15 protein-coding genes are annotated in these 15905 nt (G+C 56.9%); 5 read left to right on the forward strand and 10 right to left on the reverse strand.

The features are described from left to right. Positions 1–14: 14 nt before the first annotated feature. The gene (metH, locus tag RHSP_RS10590) at positions 15–3791 is read right to left on the reverse strand and encodes a methionine synthase (protein WP_004116186.1); all 3777 of its coding nucleotides are present in this window, start codon (positions 3789–3791) and stop codon (positions 15–17) included. 265 nt (positions 3792–4056) lie between these two features. Between metH and RHSP_RS10595 the strand changes: the two genes are divergently transcribed. Continuing rightward, positions 4057–5313 (forward strand): AGE family epimerase/isomerase, encoded by a 1257-nt coding sequence (locus RHSP_RS10595; RefSeq protein WP_004116187.1) that lies wholly within the window; start codon positions 4057–4059, stop codon positions 5311–5313. A gap of 47 nt (positions 5314–5360) precedes the next feature. On the opposite strand, the gene RHSP_RS10600 is transcribed toward RHSP_RS10595, so the two are convergent. After that, positions 5361–5849 carry a heme-degrading domain-containing protein gene (locus RHSP_RS10600; RefSeq protein ID WP_004116190.1) on the reverse strand — a complete coding sequence of 163 codons (489 nt, stop codon included), beginning with the start codon at positions 5847–5849 and terminating at the stop codon, positions 5361–5363. Between the two features lie 59 nt (positions 5850–5908). Beyond that, complete coding sequence (locus tag RHSP_RS10605) at positions 5909–6847, reverse strand: ATP-grasp fold amidoligase family protein (protein ID WP_037151371.1); 939 nt, start codon at positions 6845–6847, stop codon at positions 5909–5911. 92 nt (positions 6848–6939) lie between these two features. On the opposite strand from RHSP_RS10605, the gene RHSP_RS10610 reads away from it, so the two are divergent. Continuing rightward, positions 6940–8448, forward strand: a complete 1509-nt coding sequence (locus RHSP_RS10610) for an oligosaccharide flippase family protein (RefSeq protein ID WP_037151373.1) — start codon at positions 6940–6942, stop codon at positions 8446–8448. On the opposite strand, the gene RHSP_RS10615 is transcribed toward RHSP_RS10610, so the two are convergent. Then, positions 8445–9614: a GumK N-terminal domain-containing glycosyltransferase gene (locus tag RHSP_RS10615; RefSeq protein WP_200863252.1), complete on the reverse strand. Its 1170-nt coding sequence runs from the start codon at positions 9612–9614 to the stop codon at positions 8445–8447. The two genes, RHSP_RS10610 and RHSP_RS10615, sit on opposite strands and share 4 nt — an antisense overlap. 327 nt (positions 9615–9941) lie before the next feature. Here RHSP_RS10615 and RHSP_RS10625 point away from each other — a divergent pair, with 327 nt between their 5' ends. From RHSP_RS10625 to RHSP_RS10635, 3 genes are all read left to right on the forward strand, one after another. Beyond that, the gene (locus RHSP_RS10625; RefSeq protein ID WP_037151118.1) at positions 9942–10919 is read left to right on the forward strand and encodes a polysaccharide lyase family 20 protein; all 978 of its coding nucleotides are present in this window, start codon (positions 9942–9944) and stop codon (positions 10917–10919) included. Positions 10920–11052: 133 nt separating this feature from the next. Further along, positions 11053–11349 (forward strand): hypothetical protein, encoded by a 297-nt coding sequence (locus RHSP_RS10630; RefSeq protein ID WP_004116201.1) that lies wholly within the window; start codon positions 11053–11055, stop codon positions 11347–11349. Positions 11350–11653: 304 nt separating this feature from the next. Beyond that, on the forward strand, positions 11654–11860 hold the full coding sequence (locus RHSP_RS10635) for a hypothetical protein (RefSeq protein WP_037151124.1): 207 nt from the start codon (positions 11654–11656) through the stop codon (positions 11858–11860). Positions 11861–12056: 196 nt separating this feature from the next. Here RHSP_RS10635 and RHSP_RS10640 read toward each other — a convergent pair whose 3' ends face one another. The 6 genes from RHSP_RS10640 to RHSP_RS10665 all read right to left on the reverse strand — a co-directional run bounded on the left by RHSP_RS10640 (position 12057) and on the right by RHSP_RS10665 (position 15896). Continuing rightward, entirely contained in the window at positions 12057–12914 is an 858-nt protein-coding gene (locus RHSP_RS10640) for a sugar phosphate isomerase/epimerase family protein (protein ID WP_004116204.1), read from the reverse strand. Between the two features lie 152 nt (positions 12915–13066). Next, positions 13067–13396: a hypothetical protein gene (locus tag RHSP_RS10645; protein ID WP_004116207.1), complete on the reverse strand. Its 330-nt coding sequence runs from the start codon at positions 13394–13396 to the stop codon at positions 13067–13069. A 77-nt stretch (positions 13397–13473) separates the two neighbouring features. Then, a complete protein-coding gene (locus RHSP_RS10650; protein ID WP_004116209.1) occupies positions 13474–13725 on the reverse strand; it encodes a hypothetical protein in 252 nt (83 codons plus the stop codon). Between the two features lie 216 nt (positions 13726–13941). Next, the gene (locus RHSP_RS10655; RefSeq protein WP_004116212.1) at positions 13942–14574 is read right to left on the reverse strand and encodes a hypothetical protein; all 633 of its coding nucleotides are present in this window, start codon (positions 14572–14574) and stop codon (positions 13942–13944) included. A gap of 270 nt (positions 14575–14844) precedes the next feature. After that, complete coding sequence (locus tag RHSP_RS10660) at positions 14845–15216, reverse strand: hypothetical protein (RefSeq protein WP_004116215.1); 372 nt, start codon at positions 15214–15216, stop codon at positions 14845–14847. 11 nt (positions 15217–15227) lie between these two features. Further along, on the reverse strand, positions 15228–15896 hold the full coding sequence (locus RHSP_RS10665) for a DUF4376 domain-containing protein (protein ID WP_004116218.1): 669 nt from the start codon (positions 15894–15896) through the stop codon (positions 15228–15230). Between the last annotated feature and the right edge of the window lie 9 nt (positions 15897–15905).

The raw sequence follows: 15905 nt of genomic DNA on the forward strand, positions 1-15905 counted from the left end.
GCAACGCCCCTCAATCAGGCCGCATCCTCAACGACGTCATCAGCCTTCGCCGGCACGTAGTTCAGCACCGGCCCCAGCCAACGCTCCACCACGGCAACGGGCATGCCCTTGCGGATCGAATAGTCCTCGACCTGATCGCGCTCGACCTTGGCGACGCCGAAATAGTAGGAGTCGGGATGCCCGATATAAATACCGGACACCGAGGAGCCTGGCCACATCGCGTAGCTCTCCGTGAGCTTAACGCCCGTTGCCGCTTCGGCATCGAGCAGACGGAAGAGCGTTTCCTTTTCGGTATGATCGGGCTGCGCCGGATAGCCGGGCGCCGGGCGAATGCCGGCATAGGCCTCCGAAACCAGCTCCTCGCCGGAAAAATTCTCATCGGGAGCGTAGCCCCAGAATTCACGCCGAACGCGCTCATGCATCCGCTCGGCAAATGCTTCGGCGAAACGATCGGCGAGCGCCTTTACCAGGATCGACGAGTAATCGTCATTCGCACGTTCGAAACGCTCGGCGATCGCGACTTCTTCGATCCCCGCCGTGACGACAAAACCGCCGACATAATCATCCACGCCGCTAGACACCGGCGCAACGAAATCCGAAAGAGCGACATTCGGGCGACCGTCACGCTTCGACAGCTGCTGGCGTAGCGTGTAGAAGGTCGCAAGCTCGCGAGAACGGCTTCCATCCGTGAACAGCTTGATATCGTCGCCAACAGTGCCGGCCGGCCAGAAACCGATGACGGCACGCGGCCGGAACCAATTTTCCGAGATGATCTTTTCCAGCATCGCCTGAGCGTCGCCATAGAGCTGCCGCGCCGCCTCGCCCTGCTTTTCGTCCTCGAGGATCGCCGGGAAACGACCCTTCAATTCCCAGGTCTGGAAGAATGGCGTCCAGTCGATATATTTGGCGAGCTCCGCCAGATCGTAATTCTCGAAGACTTTCGTCCCAAAGAACTGCGGCTTGGTGGGCTTGTAGTTCGCCCAATCGACCTTCTCGGCATTCTCGCGTGCTCTCGCTATCGGCAGGCGCACCTTCTCCGCTTCACTGCGCGCATGAGCGGCCGCTACCTTGGCATATTCGGTCCTGATGGTATCAACATAACCATGCTTGGCGCCCGGCGACAGCAGCGACGAGACAACGCCCACAGCACGGCTCGCGTCGGTGACGTAGACCGCCTGGCCCTTTTCATAACGCGGATGGATCTTCACCGCCGTATGCACGCGGCTGGTGGTTGCACCGCCGATCAGCAACGGAATATCAAAGCCCTGCCGCTCCATCTCGGAGGCTACATGCACCATCTCGTCCAGAGACGGGGTGATGAGGCCGGAAAGGCCGATAATATCAACCTTCTCGGCAATCGCCGTTTCCAGAATCTTCGTCGTCGGCACCATTACGCCGAGATCGATGATCTCGTAATTGTTGCAGGCGAGCACGACGCCGACGATATTCTTGCCGATGTCATGCACGTCGCCCTTGACGGTCGCCATCAGCACCTTGCCGGCGGACTGTCGTTCGCTGACGCTGCCATTGGCGAGCTTCTCGGCTTCCATGTAGGGCAGCAATACGGCAACAGCCTGCTTCATTACGCGGGCGGACTTCACCACCTGCGGCAGGAACATTTTGCCGGCACCGAAAAGATCGCCGACGACGTTCATCCCGGCCATCAAAGGACCTTCGATGACATGCAGGGGACGTTCGGCCGCCTGACGTGCCTCCTCGGTATCGGCCTCGATATACTCGGTAATGCCGTTGACCAGCGCATGCTCCAGCCGCTTCGCGACAGGCCATTCGCGCCAGGAAAGATCCTGCGCCTTCGCTTCCTTGCCGCCCGCCCCGCGGAAACGCTCGGCAATTTCGAGCAGCCTTTCGGTGCCGTCCGGCCGGCGATTGAGGACGACGTCCTCGCACGCGTCGCGCAGTTCGAGATCGATATTGTCGTAGACCGCAAGCTGGCCGGCATTGACGATGCCCATGTCCATACCAGCCTGGATGGCATGGTATAGGAACACGGCATGCATCGCCTCACGCACCGGCTCGTTGCCGCGGAAGGAGAAGGACAGGTTCGACACGCCACCGGAGATATGCACCAACGGCATGGTCTGACGGATCGTCCGCGTCGCCTCGATGAAATCAACGCCGTAATTGTTGTGCTCTTCGATACCGGTCGCAACCGCGAAGATGTTCGGATCGAAGATGATATCTTCCGGCGGCAGGCCTGCCTTTTCCGTCAGCAGCTTGTAGGCGCGCGAGCAGATTTCGACCTTGCGCTTATAGCTGTCCGCTTGTCCCTGCTCATCGAACGCCATCACGACAACGGCAGCGCCATACATGCGCATCAACCGGGCCTGCTTGAGAAAATTCTCCTCGCCTTCCTTCAAAGAGATCGAATTGACGATCGGCTTGCCCTGCACGCATTTCAGACCAGCCTCGATGATCGAGAACTTCGAGCTGTCGATCATGACGGGGACGCGCGCGATATCCGGCTCGGCGGCGACCAAGTTCAGAAACTCGACCATGGCCTTTTCGGAATCGATCAGGCCCTCGTCCATATTGATGTCGATGACCTGCGCGCCGTTTTCGACCTGATCGCGGGCGACGGCCAGTGCTGCCGTATAGTCGGCATTGGTGATCAGCTTGCGGAATTTCGCCGAGCCTGTGACGTTGGTGCGCTCGCCAACGTTGACGAAGGGAATATCCTTGGTCAGCTCGAACGGCTCGAGGCCGGAAAGCGACATGAAGGGACGGTGCTCGGCCGGCTTGCGCGGCGGATATTTCGAAACCGCTTTAGCGATCGCGGCGATATGCTCAGGCGTGGAGCCGCAGCAGCCGCCGACGATATTGACGAGGCCTTCGCGCGCAAACTCTTCGACCTGAGCCGCCATCGTCTCGGGCGTTTCGTCATATTGGCCGAATTCGTTCGGCAGGCCGGCATTCGGATAGGCGCAGATGAAGGTATCCACAGCAGCCGAAAGCTCCTGCAGATGCGGCAGCATCGCGTTTGCTCCGAGGGCGCAGTTGAGGCCGACGGTAAAGGGGCTGGCATGGCGCACGGAATTCCAGAAAGCCGACGGGGTCTGACCAGACAGCGTACGGCCGGAAAGATCCGTGATCGTGCCTGAAATCATGACGGGCAGGTGGATGCCCTTGGCCTCGAAGCGTTCTTCGCAGGCGAAAATCGCCGCCTTGGCGTTCAACGTATCGAAAATAGTCTCGATCAGGATGATATCGGCGCCACCATCGATCAGGCCGTCGATCTGCTCGCCGTAAGCCAGGCGCAAATCATCGAAGCTGACGGCGCGATAGCCGGGATTATTGACATCAGGGGAAATGGAGGCGGTGCGGTTGGTCGGACCGATGGCGCCGGCGACAAAGCGGCGCTTACCGTCTTCCCGCTCCGCGCGGATTGCAGCGCGGCGGACGATCTCGGCCCCCTGCTTGTTGAGATCATAGACCGCACCTTCCATCTGGTAGTCCGCTTGCGCGATGCTCGTGGATGAGAAGGTGTTGGTTTCTAGAATGTCGGCGCCGGCCTTGGCGTAGCGATAGTGAATCTCTTCGATCGCATCAGGCTGGGTCAGAATAAGAAGGTCGTTATTGCCCTTCTGGTGGCAGGCGCAGCCTATGAAACGCTGACCGCGGAACTGGTCCTCGTCGAAGCCCAGACCTTGGATCTGAGTGCCCATGGCGCCATCAAGCACAAGGATGCGTTCGCTTGCAGCCTTTCGCAGGGCCTTGAGTATTTCGCCGCCGTCACGCTTCGTCGTTTCGGAACCAAAAAGATCGTCAAACATTGGGTGAATTCCTCTGGCCTGATTACGACTCCGCAATCAGATCACATAAAGATATCTTTATGTCAATATATCTATGCTCTAGTTGCACGCAACGCAAGCTCGCGGCTTCTATAGCCTACCCAATTTGCGAAAAATACGAATAAAGCGATTTCCCACCCGACCATGGACAAAACGGTGTCGCCGACACAGTTTCCTGCCATCACGCCATGACAGCACTTTCGGGCAGCGCTATAGGGCTTGTGGAAAAGAATCCAAGGAGGACGGCATGAACATACAGGTTGAACCCGCAACGCTCGGAAACTGGAGCACGCGCGCCTACCATCGGCGCTGGCTGCTCGATCAGGCGAGCGCACTCTTTGACTTCTTCCAGTATCGCGCCGTCAATTCCAAAGGCGGCTTCTATGACCTGGACGACGCCGGCAAGCCGCTGGATGCAGCCAATCCGGTGCGCGGCATTCATTCGACCGCCCGTATGGTCCATTGCTTCTCGATCGGATCGCTGCTCGGCCGCCCCGGCGCGAATGAAATTGTCGATCACGGAATGAACTATCTGTGGAAGCATCACCGCGATACGAAACATGGTGGTTATGTCTGGTCGCTGAACAATGATGGTCCCGTCGATTCCAGCAAGCAGGGCTACGGCCATGCGTTCGTGCTGCTTGCGGCCTCCTCGGCCAAGACGATTGGCCATCCACTGGCTGACGGCATGCTCGCCGATGTAACGCAAATTCTAAATACGAAGTTCTGGGAAGAAAAGCATGGAGCGATTGCTGAGGAGTTCAACCAGGATTGGTCGCTGATCGATGGCGGCACATATCGCGGCCAGAACTCCAACATGCATTTGACGGAAGCGCTGATGGCTGCTTTCGAAGCAACAGGGGAAAGATCGTACCTCGACAAGGCCGAAAGCATCGCCGATCTCGTCATCAGGCGATCGGCTGGATCGGTCGGCTGGCGCGTGGCCGAACATTTCAACACCGATTGGGTGCTGGACAAGGATTATCGCGGCAACGAAATGTTTCGCCCATCGGGTACGACGCCGGGGCATTGGCTGGAATGGGCGCGCCTCATCCTGCAGCTTTGGTCGTTGGGAGAGAAGCGTCACGCTTGGATGCCGGAAGCGGCCAAAGGTCTCTTCTCTCAGTCCATGTCACTGGGTTGGGACAGTAAAAAGAACGGGTTCTTCTACACGCTCGACTGGGAAGATGTGCCTGCAAAGCGCAACAAGCTTTGGTGGCCTGCCTGCGAAGGCGCTGGCGCCGCTCACTATCTGAATGAGCACGTTCCGAGTGATTTTCACGAGGAAAGCTATCGCAAGATTTGGAGTGTGATTGGCCAGGCGTTCTTAGATCGCGCCAATGGCGGCTGGCATGAGGAACTGACGGAAGATCTCGTTCCCGCTCATACGCTATTCGCAGGCAAGGGCGATATCTACCACGCCTTGCAGGCGTGTCTGATCCCCCTCTTCCCGGCAACGGGCAGCCTGACCAAGGTCATCGCTGAAGCCGGCGGAAAGATCTGACATTGGTGGCGGCGCCCGCGCGAAGCCCGCGGCGCCGCCTCTGCCTTCTAGCCGAGGCTGAGATTGTGAAGTTCGTGGCCGAGTGTCAAAGCCAATGCCTCGACGACGAGATTGTGATCTTCGCGCTGAGGAAGACCTGAAACCGTGACGGCCCCGATGCAGCCCGTGCCGTTGACGAAAATGGGAAAGCTTCCGCCGGATGCGGCGTACTCGGTGCTGGAAAGCCCGTTCTCCTCGATCGTCTTCCCCTGCTGCTGCAGCCGCAATGTGCTGGCGTAGCTGCTGCGGAAATATCGCAGCACCATGTTGCGCTTGCGGCGTATCCAGTTGGAATTGTCGGGTGTCGATCCGGGCAAGGCTATGTAGAAAACCGGCATGGAATGCAGCGTGATGTCGATGGCAACGCCGAGATTGCGCTCGCTGGCGAGATCATGCAGCAGCTTGCCGAGTACCCAGGCAGTCGAGAGGTCAAAGGCGTCGAAACGCAGCATCTCCTCTTGCAGCGCGATACGATTGAGGTCCTTGTCGATCGTCATGGAAAACCTTCCCTAAAAATAGATCAGCCTATCAAACGCTGAGGGAGTGATTTGTCCACCTATCTCTTCGGCATTTCAAAACCAAGTTGCCACTTCTGACCCAGCAGAAGATCGTATTCCTCCGGCTCGAGCACCTCGAAGCCTCCGCCTGGATAGAACGTCAACTCGCCGACGCGAACCCATTCCGCCGACGCATAGAGATCGACCCGCACGAAATCGATGTCGGAAGCGACGGTTTCCGCCACGGAAATCATCTCGTCGAGTCGCGGCGGGCGTGCGACATCGCCCGGATACAGACCAAGATAATCCCGATCGAAGAACGGTAGCTTTTGCCAGTCCGGCGTATAGTTGCAGGAGTAGCCCCGGCCATTCTCGCGTATGTCGATCTCGATATGCGATACCTTGCCGCCGAAAGTGAAGAGCCGGTAATCCCAGGGAACACGCCCCTCGACCAGCAGCATGCTTTCGATCAGGATGCGAGGTTCGATGCGCCTGTAAGCCCATTCCCTGTTGTAGGAAGCGTGGTCGATCGCCAGCCATTCGGCGGAGGGATTGTTCTTAAGCAGCCGATCCACGTCGGCCTGTCCGTAAAGAAAGAGCCCTACCCCGCTTGCATGGGTCGGCTTGACGACTGCGGGCAAGGAAATCTCGGACCAATTGACGGCCGCAAGATCGGTGCCGGCCCAGAGTGTCGGAATGACGTACTGACTACCGACCCTTTCCGCAATTAGCGCCTTCGCATCAGCCTTATCCACGAAACGCGGAAGCAGCGGATTACGATCATAAAGCTTCCGGGCCTGGATCTTCTCGGTGAGCGTTTGAGGCGACGTCAGATTGGGAAATTTGCCGCGGATGATACGATATTTCAACGCGCAATAGGATTTGTCGGGCAGCGGCGATATAAGGCGCCATAGAAGATTGTGCGCTCGCTCACGCAACCCCTTCTGGAGATACCCCGGAATAAGAAACCCATCCCGGTCGACGGTTCTATCTGTCATGGCAGCCAACTTAAATTTCAACTAGAACGCAAGTGAAAATTATCAGCGGCCCTTTAACACAAGGTTATGCGGCAACCTTCTAGATGAACGGCATGAGTACTTCCGTGTCCAATCTTCTCAAAAGTTCACTGATCAGCCTGGCGGCGACTTTGATTTCGCTGGTTGCCGGCTTTGCAAGCAGCGTCATCGCCGCCCGCCTGCTTGGTCCAGCAGGATCCGGCGAAGTCGCCTACGCCTTGTGGATTGCAACCTCCGCCGCGGCATTGGCCGATATGGGGCTTCCCCAGGCGCTGCTGCGCAACACGGGCGGCCTCTCAGGCGACGGCGAAGCATGGAAAATACTGGTAAGGACGGCACTGCGCAGTTTCATGATTTCGGTCAGCATGGTCGGCGCCGCCATATTGGCCTTCGCCGCCATCATCTACATTCAACGCGACACGCGACACGCCTTGCTCTGGATCGTCACAGGACTTTTGTTTCTAAGCTACGCATTTCACGTGTTCTCCATGGCAATCGCGCGTGGGAGAAATCGGTTCGGTCAGACCGCGCGGACGACCGCACTGGGCGGAATTTTGCAGATTCCGCTCGTCTTCGCCGGAGCATGGCTGCTTGGCCCGACCGGCGCTGTGATCGGATATGTGGTTCGCTACCTGCCGCAAGCATTGCTTTTGCGGAGCTATGTCGATCGCGACATAAAACCGTCCCATGAAGCGCTGCAACCGGAAATGCGGCGTTACGGCCGTCATATATGGCTAAGCGACCTCATCGAGATTCTGGTCCTGTCCCGCATAGAATTCCTGTTTCTCGGCCTCTTTCTCTCGTCGACCAGCGTCGGGTATTTTGCAGCGGGCCTCGGCCTGACAGGCCTGATCGAACAAGTGATGCTGCAGATATCACCGGCGTTGATCGTCAGCTTTACCGAAGCGCATGCGAGAAACGATCAGCGGATGCTGAACGCTGCGTATCGTCGTGTCATTCGTATAGTAGCCCTTGTCATGCTGCCGATCAGTTTCGGCGGCGCTGCCATCATGCCCGATCTTCTGCCTCTCATATTCGGCGATGCCTTCGACCCTGCCATACCTGCTTCAGCGACCTTGCTCGCCTTCGTCTGGCTTGCCGGCATGTCCGTCATTCCTTGGGGTATCATAGGCGCATCGGGGCGCAGCGTTCTTTTGCTGCGCGTGCAGATCATAAGCGGCATGTTGATGATACTGTTGCTGACGGCCCTCGTGCCACGAATGGGCCTGCAGGGTGCCGCCCTTGCTCGCGCGGCCATTGTAACGCTGACTTTTGTTCTGCTCAGTTGGACCGCCTGGAGATATGTCCAGGTTTCCGTCCCGGTCGCAGCCCTTGCAAAAACGATGCTTGCCGCCATTCTTTGCGCAGTGGCGGCAGGAGTCGGCGTCTACAGCTTTGATGGAGCAATCGCGATCGTGACTGCTGTTCCGGCGGGCGTCATGGCTTATATGCTAGCCGTCCGCTTCCTGCGCCTCATCGACCCGGAGGATGTCAAGATCCTGATGGATACGGTTGGCGGAAAGCTGCCCGGCGCCTCACGCCCGTTCGCCAGCAAGCTGTTGACCTTCCTGGCGCCAGGCTAGCTTAGCTGCGACGGTTCGAAGGCGGCACTCAGCGTCTGCCGCGCAACTTCGTCCCAGGTCATGATCCCTTCGCGAAAGGTCAGCGAGCGATGCATCGCCAATGCCACATCGATTTTCTCTCGCCACGCGGCTTCGCCGTCGAGGCGATAAGCAATACCGTTGGCGCGGGAAAACGGAATGAGATCTGGCAGCAGGATCGGCAGACCGCAATAGCTGTACTGCGCTAGCTTGAGGCTCGATTCCGCCAGGTAGACTTCATCTTCGGTCAGACGGTAAGGAGCAATGCCGAAATCCGCATGCTGCAGATAAGGCACGATACTCTCAAAGTCCTTCTCGCCATAGAGCACGATATTTGGCGGCGCCCAACCACGCCACGCCGCACCAAAAACATGGAAATTCACATCCGGCGCAGCCGCTGCCATTGAAGCGACGGAAGCCTGATCGAAAAGCATATTACCGATGGAAATGGCGTTGCGGGTGCCGGGCCGATAAGGCGACGGCTGCTCTCGATCAAACAGGGCCGCATCAACGCCTTGGGGAATAACCCTTACGCGGCCGCCAGGCGGAAGCAAGGCCCCCAACCTTTCCGACGGAACGCAAACTGCGTCGAAACGGCCGATTTCGGTCGCTTGAATATCCTGCAACACAGGCGCCGCCCCTATGCTTCTCAGCAGGTCGCGGCAAAAATAGAGCGTGCGCGCCTTCGGATTGAGCTTTTTGATCTGACCAAAGAAAGCAAGCGCCGAACCGCTTTCAGCCAACACCAGATCCGCATCGCTGATGATACGACGGGCGAAGCGTGGCAGGTAACTGCCATAAAACCGAAAGAGCACAGCGTTCGCCGCATTCAGAAAGCGGTTGCTTGAGCTGAATGCATGCACTGGCGGAAGATAGGCCCCCGCTCTCAAATTGGCGCTGATCTTGTGAAATCGGTTTGCTTGATCCTGCGATAAGGCTCGGAAGCGCTGGCGATCCTTGAGCAAGGTCAGCCAGCTATGCCCTATGGTGAGAAAGTGGACGTCATGCCCCTGTTCGGCCCAACGGGATGCAATAAAATGGACCGACGCCTTGCGATAGCCGCGTAGAAACGCGTGCGCCGTCAAAATCACGATTTTTCTTCGCGGCTCAGTCTCGTTTAAAGCCCGCGCTGCCTTCCAATTTGCCAAAGGCTGCCCCCAACAGCGCCTCTCAGCCGGTTTTATCATGACCGACATTAGAACGTCGATGAAGCTGCGGCGGCGAACGATCATGTCCGGGGCGCTGATAGCCGCAGCCAAAGCCCAATGTCGCGGGATATGAACCGCAAAGCGTCTAACAGGTCGTTAAAGTTGAGCGGGAACAACCCAATAAGTTGAGTAAATCTTCTGAAGTCGCGTGAATCGATCGTCGCCGCCTTCAGCGTATTGGGAAGCGACATGGCTCTCACTTGCCTGCGGCAAGCGAACAGGTCATTGATAACGCTTCGCGAATGTCCCGCCATAGGAATTCCCAGCATGAACGCAAAATATGCTCTGCCCGCGATCCTGGCCTGCACCTGCGCCGGTGTCGTAACACCGGCCTTGGCTGACGATCCGGCACAACTTGTGCTGCATGACGGCTTCGACGGCAAGGATTTCGCCCCATCGGGCCATCTTTATTATCGGGAGAACTTCGAGCAGAAAGCGGGAACGGTTGAATTTCAGTCAGACGTGAAGCGCTCGGGCACGGGAGCATTAAAACTTAGCGTCAAACCATTCTGCCCGCCGGGCAAAGCAAATTGCAGCGAAAGAGCGGAGATCTGGGAACGCACAAAATATCGCGTGCCTTACGATCAGGGAGTCTGGTACGGCTTTGCCGTGAAATTTGCCGATCCCATTCCCTCGGGGGATCATCGCTATCTCATCGCGCAATGGAAGCGAGAAATCGGGCCGAAGGCCAAGGGCGATTTCAGCCCCTTTCTCGCATTGCGGCTCAACAATGGCAAACTGTTCGCCACCGTGGAAACCAACTACGTCGCTCCGATCGCCAGGAAGGACGGGCCCAAGAATGACAGCAAAGCTTGCAGCAAAGGCGAGACACCCGTCTGGTTCCGCCCAGATACCAATCAAATGCGCGCACTGGTCGCAACGGATGGCAATTGGAACGCGGCAGATGGCGAAGAGTTTACGGATTGCACCAGCGCCATCAAAGTAATCAATCGCGGCAACAGCCTCCCGACGCCCGCCTCGGGCTGGATTGATTTCGCCATTTATAGCAAACCTGGTCCGAACGGCTCAGGCCATATCGAAATATTCGCCAACAATAAATGGATTTCTACGGTCACTGGGCATATTGGGCATGGAGACCATGGGCTCGGTGAGAATCAATACTTCAAATTTGGCCCTTATCGCGCCGCAGACACTACGATATGGACGCTATATTACGACGATTTTCGCCGCTCGCCACGCTGCACAGATGTATTGGCGGATCCCAATCTTTGCCCGATGAAATAACCGGTCGCCAGAGGTCTGCCGTTGGCAAATAGGGTCGAAAAGGCACTGCAGGGATCTCGTCGATTTTTTTGGAACTCGGCTGAACTTTTTCGCTTCTTGCCGGTTATCTCCTCTGGTGAAGGAGATAACCGAAATGCTTACCACCAATCGCGATTGCAAGCATCACGTCAAGAGGAATGCGATTCCATCTCTTGGCGAGATTGAAGGGCGCGTTGCCGTTTTGGAAATAGTCGCCCAGTCTGCTTTGACTCACGTCTTCGATGAAGGTGAAGTAGACATTGACGCAGCGTTTCTGTCTCAAATCCGCAGAGCCATGCATCGCAAATGCAAGGAGCTGAAATTGGACGGCGAAGATACGGCGTCAGCACTTTCCTACGCGGAGGAATTGATCGAGGCCGCAGTGAATTCGTCGCATCCAATCCATCAATGATGCTCCCGGGGCCAAGATATATTTTGCTTCTAATGGTGGCGCTGACGTTTGTGCTCGGCGCCCTTCTGTTTATTGTGCCCCATGCGTCATTCGACAAGCTTCAACACCCCGCTCAGTCATCTGAGCGCAAAAATCAACAATGATGTTCCATAACGAAATCGTGTCGCATTAAGAGACAACGCGCCTGTATCATCTCAGGAGCGCATTAACGTCGAGAGACGATCACGATTGCAAATCTCAAAAATCAAAGCAGTATTCGCTACACCCGCCTCTGCTCCAGCCCTAACCATGAATGGTCTAGCGAATGTCTATGATGGTCAACGCGCCTCTCTATTCCGACGATATTGATGTCCTCGCAAGTGCGCTCTTTGCCTGGTGTGCCGAACGCAGCATCAGATTGCAAAGTCAGGAAGGCCTGTCCGCGGCAAACGTGGCTATCAATCTTTACGATGCCGGCTACCAGACGCAGGACAAGCTTCTTGGCGCCCTGCACAATCATGACTTTCATTAGAGAGTAACGGACATTGCCGTAGGAAGGCGACGAACAAGCCGCAAAGAGCCTTGCCTTGTCGAACAGTCCCTGCCCATTAGAGCATTTCCAGGAAAAGTGCGCAGCGGTTTTCCGTCCGGAATGCGTAAGAAAACAACAAGATAGAGCGTTTCCGCGATTCAAAGAAAAGCGGAAAAGCTCTAGCTGAATCTCGCCTTCATCCCGCAGCCACTCTTCGCAGCACCCCAGCGATGCATTCACGCTCTTCGAGAATCCCGGACCATTCGTTTTCATGATATGGGGAATCATAGATAAGCGTGAAAGGACCTCGATAGCCAGCTGCATTGGATAGCTCTACGCAGCGAACATAGTCCGCCACATCGAGACCGGCAGTTAAATAGCGTCCCTTCGCGTGGCAGAGCTCAGCCCGCCCCATGATCTTCGCAAGGTCTTCATATTTGCCGGCTCGCTCCCAATTTCCGAAATCGCCGTTGAGACCAACTTTTCCGTCCAATGTGTCGAGAACACGGTTAACTTCGCTCGGTCCAGGCAACAGGTCGAACCAGTTTTCTATGACGAGCCGTACCCCTGCTGCCGAGGTCATCTCTGCTAACACGCAAAGATGACTCTCCGCCATAGCAAGGGCCGCATCCGTCGGCCACCGCTTGCCGGCAATGACCCGCATATTCTCGGCTCCGAGAGAGGCGGCTACGCCGATCCAGCCGGCCATCCATTCGGCGTCACGCTGGGCAGTGTCGGGATCGCTAAGATCTCCATCCTCAATCAGAAGCGTTTGCACCTTCACACCGGCCTTTTCAGCGGCTCTGCGAAACTCAGCGACGTAATCGGGAGAACGGCTCGGCAAATGAAAGGAGCAAATTTCCAATCGAAACACGCCATGTTCAGCGCATTGTCGCGGCACATCAATCAGCTCAATGTTCCCCTCGCCATAGGCCGGCTGACGGGCAGGATCGGCGCTATCGGAGGGTCTATAGGGATAAATACAGCCCAGCGCCCGGTGCAATGACCAAGTCGAAACAGCAAAACGATCAGAAAAATCAACCGCTAAGGCCATTTAAGCTCTCCTCCTATGCGACCATACCACCACAAGGAAGGACAAAATCAGCCTAGCCGCAAGCGCCGCGAATCGAAATCGTGAAGTCAAGAGCTTTGATATCGCCGATAAATCGAGCCGGAGCAAAAAAAGCTTGAGATATAAGTCTGACATCACGTCATTTCACGGCCACCTTTTACCCATCGCGAAATGGCATCGAAAACCAGGTCGGCGATCCACATGGCGCACACACCGACGACGAAAGCCGTCGCGTTCATCGCCGCAATATCCTCTTGGGGTAAGGGCCAATTGATGGCACGCAGATAGAAAAGTGCCGGCTCCGTAAGATAAGCCGCCGCCAGCGCCCCGCAGATCGGCGATGCGACAATCTCTCTGGTCGTGTATCGACGTCTGGAAAGACCTCGCAAAATTCCACCCGAAAGGCCAGCAATGACGACACCGACTTTGATGCCCAGTGCATCCAGAAATTCGTGAATCGTCATTGCTTTTCTCTATCAAGTTTTGGAATTCTGAAAATTGCACATCTTCGTCATTGGACGTATCCGGGCGGGAGCTGCCCTCAATTGTCGACGGGCGGTTGCGGTTTTATCAGTCCGGCAACGCCATCCCGCATGATATTAACAGCGATCTTAAGCGCGCTCAGAGCAGCAATGGCCCCTGCTGCATAACCTGGGCCGATGAAAGATTGGGAACATTCCAATAGGCCGTCGGCAAGTTGAGTACAGCCCGTCGCCAAGAGAATGGCAACCAAAAGAGCCGACAGGGTGATCAGAATATTCAGGGCGTTGTGTAACATATTCGTATCAAACATTTTTTCCTCTTTGAGGCGGGGAAACAATCGTCGGTTGGCAGGCAGGTGTCGGTCGATAGCGACCTCCGAAGTCGCGCAGTCGCGAAGGCTCATGACGAGCCACTTCGATCGCACGCGCGGTCGACGACAGGTGAATCGCGTCGCAAGATGCCGGGGATCTAAGTGATGGGCCTGATTGGATATTCGGCGATCTTATCCAATCGCCTTGCCGCCGAACTACCGCGCGACCTCGATTGCCGCGGCAAATTTCTTGGCGTAGCCGGCAATCTCGATGGCGCGATCCGTGCCGTTGATAATTCTGCGCGCCCCGACCCAATCTGTCGCGGTAGCGCTAAAATAATCGGCAAGTTTTCTTCCGGTAAAGCGACCGTTGATCATGCCATCGAACAGGATTTCGATAGCCTTGGGAGCATCTAGTGCCTTATCCGGGTCGTCGTCGATGGCGTATTTTGCGTAATTGTCGCGGCCAGTGATCTGCACCAGCCCGCGGCCGCGATAACGCCAGCCGTCCCCGGTCGCCTCGCTGCCGTTGCCCATGCGGTTTGCATAGGCGCGGTTGGCGATACGTTCTGGCTGGCGAGCATAAGCAGCAGCCTCTTTGGCGTTGAAGTATTTCGGGAAGACGGCGCAAAGACCAGCCGCAGAATAGCTAAGCTTTTCAGAGATCGCGCACATCATGGTGCCTGTCTCGTGATACGCCGTCGCAAGCATGTAGGCGAGCCACCGGCTATCGAACGGCTCGACCCGCCACCTTGAAAGAAAGGCCTCCATGCCATCGACCTGATTTGTCGACAACCGCCCGCCAAACAATGACATGCGTACTGACGCGAAGAATTTCGCGTGATCCATAATGGTTTCCTCTGTGGATGAGCTTCGCCATTGCCTTGCCTGAAGACGGAGCGCGCCTAATTTGCGAATCCCTAATGATTCTTGGGAGTTAGTGAGTGTGAGTTATGATTGGAGTGGCGTCAGGACGCGGCGCATCAGAGCGCTTAAGATTGGTATTTCCGCGATAATCACGTCAGCGGCGCTTGCCGTCCCGGCGGTGTTCCTGCTCGGCGGGCTGCGCTAGCCAAGGCAATGGCAAGGATTGCAGGACAAATGCGAGTAGCGCTTGTGTCACAAGGCCGCGGGTTCGACGCCCATTTCATCTGATTTCATTCGTTGCGATTCCTCTGCATTTTGCGCGGCAGACCGGCCGGCGTGATCCGACCCCGCAATGACAGCAGCCGAGTCACCCTGCGTCCAAAGGTCGCCAGGCTGCGATGGAGCGCTGCGGGGTTCTCCGTCAACCCTGTCGAACGGCAGAGCGGCATTCTCGTTTGCTGCCATCTTCGAAGCATCAATCGAAGCCGGTTTTTCATGGATCGCAAGTCGACCCCGCGTATCGGCCAAATCGCCGGCCAAGCAATCGACCGCATTGGCATATAGCTCGACTTCGCCCTGCAGCAGCTCGATCTGCTTCTTGAGGGACTTTACATAAGTGGACATTCAAGGGCTCCTTAGGCCGCAGGCGCCGCAGCTGAATTGGACGGCCATGCAAACGCATCGATTTCATTCGCCTTGGTGATGGTGCCGGCGGCGATCCGCGCGTTGACTTCGCTCTCGGCGGCAAAGCTCGCTTGCACATGCTCGCCGACTGCGTTGGCAATCGCCGTCGTCTGCGCGGCGGAAAGCTCGACAAAGCCGGCCGCCGTCTTGAACTTCACCAGCGCGTCCGGGTTCGCCTGCACATAATTATCGGCTCCAGTGATCAGCGACTGGCTGCTGCGATCGGTCATGACACGCATGCCGCCGAGCACGATGCCGCCCGTCTCGACGGCATAGCGCTTGGTGGCAGCATAGGCATAGAGATCGACCGGAGGCGGCTCCGGAGACCAGCCGGCGACGATCGCCAGAAGACTTGCCGGCGTCTCGGGCCAATCGGCGGCCGAAGCGACCAAGGCGGCTTCCTTGCTGTTCAGCTGATCGAGGATCGCGTCCTTGTCGGCGGCATCCAGTCCAGATGTGATCTTGGCCGCGAGCGACAGCCAGAAATCCGCCACGTTGTACATCTGTTGCCGGCCGAGCCAGAAGGCGACGCATGCCATCCAGCGATCGGCCTTGTTTTCGGATCGAGCCGCAAGCAGCGCCTCGACCATCGGTTCATACATGCTGTCAATGCGATACATGGCAGTCCT

The organism is Rhizobium freirei PRF 81 (assembly GCF_000359745.1).
GTDB classification, from domain to species: Bacteria; Pseudomonadota; Alphaproteobacteria; order Rhizobiales; family Rhizobiaceae; genus Rhizobium; species Rhizobium freirei.

Bases quoted from the DNA above. Each gene is read 5' to 3' on its own strand.
- metH (WP_004116186.1), bottom strand. From the start codon at position 3,791: ATGTTTGACGATCTTTTTGGTTCCGAAACGACGAAGCGTGACGGCGGC.
- RHSP_RS10595 (WP_004116187.1), top strand. From the start codon at position 4,057: ATGAACATACAGGTTGAACCCGCAACGCTCGGAAACTGGAGCACGCGC.
- RHSP_RS10600 (WP_004116190.1), bottom strand. From the start codon at position 5,849: ATGACGATCGACAAGGACCTCAATCGTATCGCGCTGCAAGAGGAGATG.
- RHSP_RS10605 (WP_037151371.1), bottom strand. From the start codon at position 6,847: ATGACAGATAGAACCGTCGACCGGGATGGGTTTCTTATTCCGGGGTAT.
- RHSP_RS10610 (WP_037151373.1), top strand. From the start codon at position 6,940: ATGAGTACTTCCGTGTCCAATCTTCTCAAAAGTTCACTGATCAGCCTG.
- RHSP_RS10625 (WP_037151118.1), top strand. From the start codon at position 9,942: ATGAACGCAAAATATGCTCTGCCCGCGATCCTGGCCTGCACCTGCGCC.
- RHSP_RS10630 (WP_004116201.1), top strand. From the start codon at position 11,053: ATGCTTACCACCAATCGCGATTGCAAGCATCACGTCAAGAGGAATGCG.
- RHSP_RS10635 (WP_037151124.1), top strand. From the start codon at position 11,654: ATGTCTATGATGGTCAACGCGCCTCTCTATTCCGACGATATTGATGTC.
- RHSP_RS10640 (WP_004116204.1), bottom strand. From the start codon at position 12,914: ATGGCCTTAGCGGTTGATTTTTCTGATCGTTTTGCTGTTTCGACTTGG.
- RHSP_RS10645 (WP_004116207.1), bottom strand. From the start codon at position 13,396: ATGACGATTCACGAATTTCTGGATGCACTGGGCATCAAAGTCGGTGTC.
- RHSP_RS10650 (WP_004116209.1), bottom strand. From the start codon at position 13,725: ATGTTTGATACGAATATGTTACACAACGCCCTGAATATTCTGATCACC.
- RHSP_RS10655 (WP_004116212.1), bottom strand. From the start codon at position 14,574: ATGGATCACGCGAAATTCTTCGCGTCAGTACGCATGTCATTGTTTGGC.
- RHSP_RS10660 (WP_004116215.1), bottom strand. From the start codon at position 15,216: ATGTCCACTTATGTAAAGTCCCTCAAGAAGCAGATCGAGCTGCTGCAG.
- RHSP_RS10665 (WP_004116218.1), bottom strand. From the start codon at position 15,896: ATGTATCGCATTGACAGCATGTATGAACCGATGGTCGAGGCGCTGCTT.